Source organism: Colidextribacter sp. OB.20, from assembly GCF_009911595.1.
Lineage (GTDB): Bacteria > Bacillota > Clostridia > Oscillospirales > Oscillospiraceae > Lawsonibacter.
This window is the reverse complement of record NZ_QWKG01000095.1, coordinates 1-11057: the sequence shown is the minus strand read 5'-3', so window position 1 is coordinate 11057 and position 11057 is coordinate 1. Positions and strand designations below refer to the sequence as shown.

Genomic DNA, 11057 nt, shown 5'->3' with positions numbered 1-11057 from the left:
GCAGCCCCTTTCAATGTAAAAAAGTTACCCTGGTAGACATCCGGTAGATGTCCCGGAAAACGAAAAAGCCGCCGGGCCCTGCGGTGCAGGAGCCCGGCGGCTTTTTTGGTAGACTTTTGGTAGACGGGGGACGGTTTCGTAAATGAGAAACGGAATGCTCTGGAAAGTGTAAAAATTTTATGAACCCTATTGCAATTTAAGGAAATGTGCGATAGAATACATTTAGCACTCAGATCGAAAGAGTGCTAAATATATTGTTATCAAAGAAATTTTATATACATGGAGGAATCGCAATCATGGCAAAGAAACAATTTAAGGCAGAATCCAAGCGGCTGCTGGACCTGATGGTCAACTCCATCTACACCCACAAGGAGATTTTTCTCCGGGAGCTCATCTCCAACGCCAGTGACGCAGAGGACAAGCTGGCCTACAAGTCCCTCACTGACGACAGTGTGACGGTGAAGCGCAAGGACCTGAAAATTACCATTGTCCCCGACAAGGAGAAGCAGATGCTCACTGTCTCCGACAACGGCGTAGGCATGAGTAAGGAGGAGCTGGAGTCCAACCTGGGCACCATCGCCCGCAGCGGCTCGGGCCAGTTCAAGGCCGGCCTGGCGGAGGACGACAAGGCGGCTGGGAAGATCGACGTCATTGGCCAGTTCGGTGTGGGCTTCTACTCCGCCTTCATGGTGGCCGACCATGTGACGGTCATCTCCCGGGCCTGGGGCTCTGAGGAGGCCTGGATGTGGCAGTCCGACGGGGCGGACGGCTACACCGTCACCGCCTGCGAGAAGGAGGTCCCTGGCACCGACGTCATTATGCACATCAAGGACAACGCCGACGAGGAGAACTACGACCAGTATCTGGATACCTATAAATTACAGGAGCTCATCAAAAAGTACTCCGACTATATCCGCTACCCCATTGTCATGGAGGTGGAGGACTACCGCCAGAAGGAGAAGCCGGAGGACGCCGGCGAGGACTACAAGCCCGAGTGGGAGACCGTCAAGGAGTGGAAAACCCTCAACTCCATGGTCCCCCTGTGGCAGCGGCCCAAGTCCAAGGTGAAGCCTGAGGAGTACAACGCTTTCTACAAGGAGAAGTTCGGCGACTGGCAGGACCCTCTGGCCGTCGTCCACACCAGCGCCGAGGGGGCGGTGACCTACAAGGCTATGCTCTACATCCCCTCCCAGACCCCCTACGACTTCTACACCCGGGAGTACCAGAAGGGCCTGCAGCTCTACTCCTCCGGCGTGCTGATTATGGACAAGTGCGCCGACCTGCTCCCCGATCACTTCCGCTTTGTGAAGGGGGTGGTGGACTCCGCCGACTTCTCCCTGAACATCAGCCGGGAGGTGCTCCAGCACACCCGGCAGCTGAAGGTAATCGCCTCCGCCCTGGAGAAGAAGATCAAAAGCGAGCTTCTCAAGATGCAGAAGGAGGACCGGGAGAAGTATGAAGCGTTCTGGACCGCCTTCGGCACGCAGCTGAAGTACGGCGTGGTGGCCGATTACGGCCAGCACAAGGACATCCTACAGGACCTGCTGCTGTTCTGGTCCTCCAAGGAAGGCAAAAATACCACCCTGGCCGCCTACAAGGACCGGATGCCCGAGGATCAGCCCTTCTGCTACTACGCCTGCGGCGAGAGTGTGGAGAAGATCGCCAGACTGCCCCAGGTGGAGCGTATTCTGGACAAGGGCTATGAGATCCTGTACTGCACTGAGGACGTGGACGACTTCGTCATGAAGGGCCTGCGGGAGTTTGGCGGCAAGGAAATCAAGTCGGTCACGGAGGAGGGCGCCCTGCCCCAGACCGAGGAGGAGAAGAAGGCTGCCGAGGAGAAGGCCGAGGCGGGCAAGAGCGTGCTGGAGGCGGTGAAGGAGGCCCTGGCGGACCAGGTGAAGGAGGTTCGTGTCTCCTCCATCCTCAAGTCCGGCGCCTGCTGCCTGTCCGCCGACGGCCCCGTCTCCATCGAGATGGAGAAGTATATGCGCAAGCTGGAGGGCAGCCAGCAAATGAAGGCCGAGCGGGTGCTGGAGCTCAACCCCGACTCCGCCCCCTTCGCCGCCCTGAAAAAGGCGGTGGACGCCGGGGATAAGGAGACAGTGGGCAAGTATTCCAAGCTTCTCTACGCCCAGGCCCTCCTCCTGGCCGACCTGCCTCTGGAGAACCCGGCGGAGTACACCGAGCTTGTCTGCTCCCTGATGATCTGAACCGAACAAAAAAGCGGAACGCCTGCCGGCGTTCCGCTTTTTCAGCGTGTCAAAGAACCCTCGTCCCCCGTAGGGCAAGGCTCCATTTCCCCGCAAGGGGGAGGCGATGTGTGTAGGGCGCGACGACCCCGGCGCGCCGTTGGAATCAGGCGGCTATGCGGCGGGCCGAGCCGTCCCGCCCTACAGAGGGCGGCGGCTGTGTAGGGGCGCACATTGTGCGCCCACCGCTAACAGGCCGGGTCCGAAAAAGCGGGCGGACAATGTCCGCCCCTACAGAGGGCTCAAAGCCCTCATATGCTTTGCAAAACGCAATACTACACCCCCTTCGGGGGCGCCTCCTTTGCCAAAGAAGGCTTTTTGTGCGCTCTGTTCCGTAGATGCTTTTTTATCCTTACAGGGTCTCCAGCTCCTTCATCCACAGGGTGTTCACCGCATCCGACGGCATTCTCCAGTCCCCCCGGGGGGAAAGGGCCAGAGAGCCCACCTTAGGGCCGTCGGGCAGGCAGGAGCGCTTGAACTGCTGAGCGAAGAAGCGGCGGTAAAAGCTGTTCAGCCACTTCAAAAGGGTCTCCCGGTCATATTTGTCCCCCAGGGCGTACTCCGCCAGCCGCAGCACCTTCCGGGGCCCGAAGCCCCAGCGGACGGCGTAGTAGAGGAAGAAGTCGTGGAGCTCGTAGGGACCCACCAGGTCCTCGGTTCTCTGGGCGATCTCCCCGTCCTTGGGGGGGAGCAACTCGGGGGACACCGGGGTGTCCAGAATATCCCGCAGCACCTCCCCGGCCTTTCCGCCCAGCCGGTCAGCCTCCCAGTCCACCAGATGGCGCACCAGGGTCTTGGGGATGGAGCCGTTCACCCCGTACATGGACATGTGGTCGCCGTTGTAGGTGGCCCAGCCCAGGGCCAGCTCGCTCAGGTCGCCGGTGCCGATGACCAGCCCTCCCCGCTGGTTGGCCAGGTCCATGAGCACCTGGGTGCGCTCCCGGGCCTGCCCGTTTTCGAAGGCGACAGAGTGGTCCTCCATGGACTGGCCGATGTCGGCAAAGTGCTGCTCCACCGCCCTGCCGATGTTCACCTCCCGGAAGTCCACCCCCAGCTCAAGGGCCAGCAGCTCCGCGTTGGAGCGGGTGCGCCTGGTGGTGCCGAAGCAGGGCATGGTGACGGCCAGGATGTCAGTCCGGGGCCGGGACAGCATGTCGAAGGCCCGGGCGGTGATCAGAAGGGCCAGGGTGGAGTCCAGCCCTCCGGACAGCCCCACCACGGCGCAGGAGGCCCGGGTGTGCTCCAGCCGCTTTTTCAGGCCCAGGGCGGCGATGGCGAAGATCTCCTCACACCGCTCCTGCCGGTCCGCGCCGTCCTCGGGGACGAAGGGGTTCTTCGCCACGGGCCGGGTGAGAACGGTGTTCTCCGCCTCCAGCCGGAAGAAGCAGGGGCAGGAGGAGCCCTCCGCCGCACCGAAGGTATTCATCCGCTGGCGCTCATGGGCCAGCCGGCCCACATCAATCTCGCTCACCGTCAGCCCGGTTTCAAAGCGTTTCTCCGCCAAAATCGTCCCGTTTTCGGCGATGAGGCTGTGTCCGGCAAAGACCAGGTCGGTGGTAGACTCCCCCTCGCCGGCGTTGGCGTAGACATAGCCGCACACCAGCCTCCCCGACTGCCCCGCCACCAGCGCGCGGCGGTAGGCCGCCTTGCCCGCCACCTCGTTGCTGGCGGACAGATTCAGGATGACGGCGGCCCCGTTCTGGGCCAGCCGGGCGGAGGGGGGCTCGGCAGTCCACAGATCCTCACAGACCTCCACCCCAACGGTCAGACCGGGGACGTTCTCGCAGTCGAAGATGACCAGGTTGTGGGCGTCCAGGCTGACCCTCTGGCCGCACAGGGTGAGAAGATAGTCCGCCCCCCGGCCCGAGGCGAACCAACGGCCCTCGTAGAACTCCCCATAGCTGGGGATATAAAGCTTGGGAACCAGGCCCAGAATTTTGCCCCGGTTAATCACCGCCGCGCAGTTGTACAGCTTACCGTCCCAGCGGTTCCACACCGGCAGGCCGACGGCAGTGAGCATGTCCAGCTCTTTGGTTTCCTCCAGAATGCGGCCCAGGGCCTCCTCCGCACCACGGAGGAGGGTGTCCTGCAAAAACAGGTCGCCGCAGGTGTAGCCGGTGACGCACAGCTCGGGCAGGGCCAGCACCTTGACCCCCTGAGCCGCCGCCTCCCGCATCAGGGCAATGATCTGTCCCGCGTTGTATTCGCAGTCCGCCACCTTAATCTTCGGCGTCCCCGCCGCAGCCTTGATAAAACCGTCTCTCATGGGAGGGCCCCCTTTGGTCAGTAATTCTCCCCCTTATCATATCCCAATTTTGCCCCGATTGCAAGAAAAATGAAAAAAGAGCGCACTGTGCCCTCACTTCCATTAAATGTATGCAAACGTACCACTTTTCCTCCTTGCACACGGTAATTGAGAGCGGAAAACAGCCTTCCCCCCTCTGGAGGACGCGATGCGTGTAGGGCGCGACGACCCCGGCGCGCCGTTGGAATCAGGCGGCTATGCGGCGGGCCGAGTCGTCCCGCCCTACGGAGGGCTCAAAGCCCTCATATGCTCCGCACGTTTCGCCTGCGGCGAAACACAATCCTCCGCCCCAGTTTGCGAACTGGGGCACCTCCTTTCGAAAGGAGGCTTTTTTCGTCCTCAAGACATTTTTAAGGAGGAACGACGATGAACGCAACAACGAACTACCAGCTCAGCCAGTGGGACGCCTCTGACCGGGTTCTGCGCACCGACTTCAACGCCGACAACGCCAAAATCGACGCCGCACTGAAAGCCATTGCGGACCAGGCCCAGCGGGCGGAACGGGCCATCGAACAGGCCAACTACCGGGAATACAATCAGATGCTCAAGCAGCTCTATGCGGGGCAGAGCCCGGAACAGCCGACCCATATCCTTTTCGATGCCTTTTTGGACAACAGCAGGATTGCCAGCACATCCGAGGGGGTTTCGGTCTCGAAAACGCCTCCTGGCCTGCGCCTGAGCAGTCCCCAGTATATTACGGGGACCGCCATCACCAAACCCTACTCAATAGATACAAAGATATCCTATCTCCAGCTGATTCAGCGCCGGTCACCCTCCTCAGCGCAGGGCGTGGCAATCCGCTGGAACGGGACCGGAGCGTGGGTCAATCTGGACCGCGACCGGGTAAATATTGAAGAGAATCTCCAGAAGGAACTGGGAATAACCGATATCTATAAGCCGCTGGCCCGGAAGGGCACCTCGTTTGAGATTAAGTGGGATCTGAGCTGGACAGACAAGGAGATGCCGCAGGTGACCATCTATGACTTTGTTGTCTTTTTGACGTAAATAAAGCACCCCGGACTTTTCGCCCAGAGTGCTTCGTAAAAGGCCGGGTTCTCCATTGACGTCCCCTGTCAAATACAGTATAATATTGTCGAGTTCCGCAGGGGAAAGCCCAGCGGCGGCAGGCGGTTGGCTACACCACCCGAAAGGGGGTGAGCTTATGCCCATAACTTTGACCTTTCATGTTCGCGGGATTACCGTGACCATTCGGTTAAAACGGGACAACCGCCACTCGGCCAAGTGACGGTTGCCTGAGCAAACACTCTTTTAGCAACTGACTTCTGAGCCAACCGCTTGCCCGGGTGACGAACCTGCGGGACTCATTGAAATTATTATACCTGTCCCCGCCCCTTCTGTCAAGGGCGGGTTTTATTGACTTTTCCTGTCAAATACGGTATAATATTGTCGAGTTCCGCAGGGGAAAGCCCAGCGGCGGCAGGCGGTTGGCTACACCACCCGAAAGGGGGTGAGCTTATGCCCATAACTTTGACCTTTCATGTTCGCGGGATTACCGTGACCATTCGGTTAAAACGGGACAACCGCCACTCCGGCAAGTGACGGTTGTCTAAGCGTTTTTCCAAGGCAACTCTTACAAACCTGAGCCAACCGCTTGCCCGGGTGACGAACCTGCGGGACTCATTGAAATTATTATACCTGTCCTCGCCCCTTCTGTCAAGGGCGGGTTTTATTGACTTTTCCTGTCAAATACGGTATAATATTGTCGAGCTCCGCAGGGGAAAGCCCAGCGGCGGCAGGCGGTTGGCATCACCACCCGAAAGGGGGTGAGCTTATGCCTATAACTTTGACCTTTCATGTTCGCGGGATTACCGTGACCATTCGGTTAAAACGGGACAACCGCCACTCCGACAAGTGACGGCTGTCTGATGTTTAGATAACCCATATCCTTGTTCGAGCCAACCGCTTGCCCGGGTGACGAACCTGCGGGACTCATTGAAATTATTATACCTGTCCCCGCCTCTTCTGTCAAGGGGCGGTTTTTTCCTGTTTTCTGATAAAGAGCACCCCGGGCCGAAGCCCGGGGTGCAGTTTTGATCGGAGATGCAGATCAACCGTTTACTCGATCAGGACTTGATAATCTTGATCTCATACTCGGTGTAGTCGTTGGCGTCCTCGATGGTAACAGTGAAGGTTTTTCCATCGCCAGCCTGTGTCAGAGTAGTCTTGCCAACTACATTTCCGCCATCCAGAACCACATAGTTGCCAGCCTCGAAAGCATCGCCATCACCGCCGTCAGTCAGAGTGACAGTGAGAACCAGCTTGCCATCGGCGAGCTTCACCGCGGTAGCGGTGGTGTTGGATACCGTAGTCTCACCGTCGCTGGCGCTCGCAATCGCGGTGCTGGTCCCAGTGCCGGTAATTGCAGTCTGGTCCAGCTTGATGACAGCCTTAGTAACCTCAACACTGGTCAGAGTGATGGTCACAGCGCTGTCGCCCTTGGCGGTCAGCTTGCCCCAGGCCGCGCCGTCGACCTTCAGGTCAGCCAGAGCGATGGAATACTTCACACCGCTGTCACTGGCGGCCGCCTTGGTGGCGGTCAGGGTGACGTCGCCGCCCACCAGGCCGCTGACAACGAAGGTGAACTTGGCCTCAGCGCCAGCTACCAGGCTGGTGTGCTCCACAGTAAAGGCCAGGCCAGAAGCCACGTCCTCTTCCTCGCCGATCTTAGTGGTGGTCTGAGTGATGCCGTTAACAGTGTAGCCGGTCACATCGCTGGTGCCAGCGTACTTCACGGTAGCGGCCTCAACCTTGACGTCCTTGACCTCGACCTTGGTGCCGGTGGCGTAGATGGCGCCAGGGCCGTCAGTCTCGCTGCCAAGCACGGTGCCGGCGTTGTCGGTTGTCACGGTGTAGGTGCCGTCCTTGCTGGTGCCGGTCAGGGTGTAGGTGACCTTGGTCTTGCCCACGTAGCTCGGCAGGGCAGACGCGTCCACCTTGAACTTGAGGGCGGCAGGGGCGGTGCTGTCAGTGGTCAGGGTAGTGCTGGTGTTAGCAGCGGCGCCGTCAATGACCACGCCCGCGCCGGAGTAGTCAACCTTGGAGCTGCTCTCGCGGGAAACCACCAGAGTGATGTTCAGGGTCGCGCCGCTGGCATTCTCAAGAGCCTGTGTATTAGTATCGTTTGTGAAGCTGTAGAGGCCCGCTGTAGTGCTGCCCGTACCAGAATTGTTGGTAATAGCGGTGGACAGGCCGTCAACCACATAGCTCATGGACTCCGGAGCAACACTGCTCGTATAGCCATCGGGCATCTTGACCTTAACCGTGATATAGTGGTTGCTATTGAAGGAGACCTCGGTCACCAGGGAGCTGTCGGTGCTGATGGTCTTGCCGTCGCCGTCCTTCAGGGTCAGATTGATGGCGGCGATATTGCCAATGTTAGGCGCGGCCTCGATAGCGCCGAAGCTGTAGGTCAGGGTCTTGGCGGCGGCGTTCCAGACAGGAGTGACCTCCTTGCCGTTGACGGTCAGGGTAGTGCCGGTGACGGTCTCGGCCAGGGTATAACCCTCGTCGGGAGTAACGGTGACGGTCAGAGTCAGAGCCGCGCCGGCCTGAATCTTCTTGTTGGTGCTGTCGTAAGCAGCTCCGCCCCAAACAGCGGTGCCGGAACCGCCCAGAACCTTCACGGTAACCTCAGGCGCAGCGTCGCCGTCCTTCAGGGTGGCGGGCACGCCGGAGACGGCGGCGGACTTGATCACGGTGCTGACGGGCGTGACAGCCTCGTTCAGGTTAACCGTGAGGTCGGTGTTGGCGTCAACGGGGAACTCGATGGTCACGCTGGAGCCGTCGGCGGCCACGGTGACCTTGGCGCCGGCGGGCAGCTTGGTGTTGTCCACGCTGTCCTCGGTGAACTTGCTGTCGGCGGGAGCCTTGATGGTCTGCTTGAAGCTCTTGCCTTCCTCGACCTCCCAGGTCTGCTTGCTGCCGTCAGCGTCGGTGTACTCGATGATGTGCTTATCCTGGATGGTGTGGCAGCGGATGATGTAGACCAGATCGGCCTGAACGGCGCTCTTGTCGCTCTCAACCACGGTCACATAGGTGTTGAACTCCTCGGTCTTGTCGAACACATCCAGGTCGTTGATGTCGCCGGGGGTGATGGTGTAGCTGTCGAAGGTGCCGTCCTTCTTGTAGTTATACTCCACCAGGACGAACTTGGTGTCCTTGTCGGTGGTGTACTGCAGCTCCTTCTTGCCGTCCACACTGGTCAGGGAGAAGGCGAAGCCGTTCTTCCGGACGGACTCAACCTTCAGGTTGTCCAGAGCCACGATCTCGGCGCGGGTGATGTAGGTCTCGCCGCCGTCCTCTTCGATGCGGGTGGCCTTATACAGCACGCCGGGCTCCAGGATGTAGGTGCTGGACTTGCCCACAACAGCGCCGTACTCCACGTAGAAGTGCTTCTGGGCCTCGCCGTCCACAAAAGCCTTCTCATAATCCCAGTACTTCTCGTTGCCGCTGCGGTTGAAGGTCTCGCGGTCCTGCTTGCTGACCATGAAGTAGTAGCCGCTGTCATAGATGTCGCCGTCGATGATGAACACCACGTCGGCCACGCCCTTGCGGTCGGTCACGTAAGCGATCTTGGCGTCATAGACGTTGGGCACATTCTCATAGCCGGTGTAGACCTTCTCGTTCTCGATGTCCACGAAGACGGTCTTCTGGTCCACGATGACGCGGCCCTTGCCGGTGCCGATGTAGGCGCGGTCACGGTAGATGTCGACCTCGCCGCCAGTGCCGCCGAAGGTCTCCTGGTCCTGCAGGTACCAGCTGTTCGCCCAGGTCAGGGTGTGGGCGTCGGAGCTGTTCTTGGTGTACTTCCAGACCATGAAGTCGATGTTGGAGTTCTCGGTCTTGTCGTAGTTCTCGTCGATCCACTTCACCTTGTCGCCGACAAGCGTTACGCCGTCGTAGGCGGTGCCGCCAGCGGGGACATTCTTCAGGTCCTTCTTGATGTCCACCTTGGCGGTGGTGGCGTCGGCGTAGATGACCTTGGCCACCCAGTCGCTCAGCTCCTCGTCGGAGTCCTTGACATACAGGTAGTTCAGCTGATCCTCGCCGGCCAGCTCATAGGCCAGAACATAGCCGTTGGGATCGCAGTACAGGTTGTACTCCTCGTCCAGAGTGGGGTGGGTCTTGCTGTTGACGTCATCCAGGTCGTAGACGGTGTGGCCGTCCTCGGAGTAGAAGTACTTGGTGCCGTCGGTCTCGAAGCGGATGTAGCTGTCGCCGGTCTTATCGTCCTGGTCCACGCGCTTCACGTCGCCGGTGGTCACGTCGGGCTCAAAGACCTCGCAGATGTAGAAGTCGTCATCGTCGTTCTCATCCACGGTGAAGACCACCAGGTCCTCAACCTCCCAGCCGCTGCCGGTGAAGGTGCGCACATCCAGGCGGCGGGGCTCGGTGGACAGGGACTTCACGGTGACAGTGCTGTCGTTCACGCGGGTGACCTCGCCCAGGTAGTAGTTGATCTCAACCACGGTCACAGTGGCGTCGCCGTCATCCACGTAGATTTCGGTCTTAGCGCCCTTGCCGGTGGGCCAATAACGGCTGTCATCGTTTTCAGGCACATAGTTGACGTCGCCATAGGTGTAGTAAGCGCCGCTGACAGTCTTCTTGTCAGAATAGAGCTGCTCACCGTTGTTCCAGACGGTCCAGACATAGTCCTTCTCGTCGCACAGGGTGCGGCCAAGGTCCTTCCAGACCTCGTCCTGGTCCTTCTTGTCGGTGTAGACATAGTCAGGAGTCAGAGCCACGGTGATGATCTCGTTCTTGTCCAGCATCCGGACGCGGCTGGCGATCAGGCCGCCCTGAGCGTCCAGGGACTGGTTGGCCTGAGTGCCGCCAGTGCCCTGGCTGGTGGTGGTGTTGTAGGTGCCGGTGCCCCAGGTGCGGGCAGGACGACCGTAGATGTCCTGGGTGTCGTCACGGTAAACCAGGTCGAAGTTCTTGTAGCCCAGAGTCTCCAGATAGTTGAAGTTCAAGGCGTAGATGATGCCCTGGTTCTCGTTGTAGTACACGCCGAGAAGCTCGTTGTACTGGACGGGGACAGTGGCGCTGATGGCGTTGAAGACCATCTCAGCCACGTTGTCACGGGCCAGCTCAGCGTTGGTGGCCAGCTTCAGCTCACCAAACATGTTGATCTTGGTGGCCTGAGCAACAGCGGCCAGAGCCCAGTCCTGAGCCTGTGCAATCTCGTTGCCCTTGAAGTAACCGAGGGCGCGGGACAGCATCAGGGCGGCCTGAGCGGTGGTCACGGTGTCGTTGGGGCCGAAGCGCCCGTCGCCGTAACCGCCGATGATGCCCAGCTGAGTGGCCAGGTTGATGTAGCCGGTGTAGTACTCAGTAGCCGCTACGTCAGTGTACTGAGTGGTGCCCTCGAACTGGCTGACATTCAGCTTGTTGCCGTAGAGGATACGGCAGATGATGATGGCCATCTGCGCACGGGTGACGGGGCGGTCAGGCATGAAGTTGCCGGACCCGTCGCCCTG

The 11057-nt window shown here is 59.7% G+C and carries 4 protein-coding genes; 2 read left to right on the top strand and 2 right to left on the bottom strand.

All coding sequences use genetic code 11. The annotated features are described in order from the left end of the window. The first annotated feature begins 296 nt into the window (after nt 1–296). Nucleotides 297–2213 (top strand): molecular chaperone HtpG, encoded by a 1917-nt coding sequence (gene htpG / locus D1641_RS17575; RefSeq protein WP_160668058.1) that lies wholly within the window; start codon nt 297–299, stop codon nt 2211–2213. Nucleotides 2214–2604: 391 nt separating this feature from the next. On the opposite strand, the gene D1641_RS17570 is transcribed toward htpG, so the two are convergent. After that, complete coding sequence (locus tag D1641_RS17570) at nt 2605–4518, bottom strand: NAD(+) synthase (protein ID WP_160668056.1); 1914 nt, start codon at nt 4516–4518, stop codon at nt 2605–2607. Nucleotides 4519–4923: 405 nt separating this feature from the next. Here D1641_RS17570 and D1641_RS17565 point away from each other — a divergent pair, with 405 nt between their 5' ends. Further along, on the top strand, nt 4924–5562 hold the full coding sequence (locus D1641_RS17565) for a hypothetical protein (RefSeq protein WP_160668053.1): 639 nt from the start codon (nt 4924–4926) through the stop codon (nt 5560–5562). 1079 nt (nt 5563–6641) lie between these two features. Here the strand turns inward: D1641_RS17565 and D1641_RS17560 are convergent. Continuing rightward, on the bottom strand, nt 6642–11057 hold a 4416-nt coding region (locus D1641_RS17560; protein ID WP_201757425.1), incomplete at its 5' end, for an S-layer homology domain-containing protein.

Coding starts and splice junctions, on each gene's coding strand:
- htpG (WP_160668058.1), top strand. CDS start 297: ATGGCAAAGAAACAATTTAAGGCAGAATCCAAGCGGCTGCTGGACCTG.
- D1641_RS17570 (WP_160668056.1), bottom strand. CDS start 4,518: ATGAGAGACGGTTTTATCAAGGCTGCGGCGGGGACGCCGAAGATTAAG.
- D1641_RS17565 (WP_160668053.1), top strand. CDS start 4,924: ATGAACGCAACAACGAACTACCAGCTCAGCCAGTGGGACGCCTCTGAC.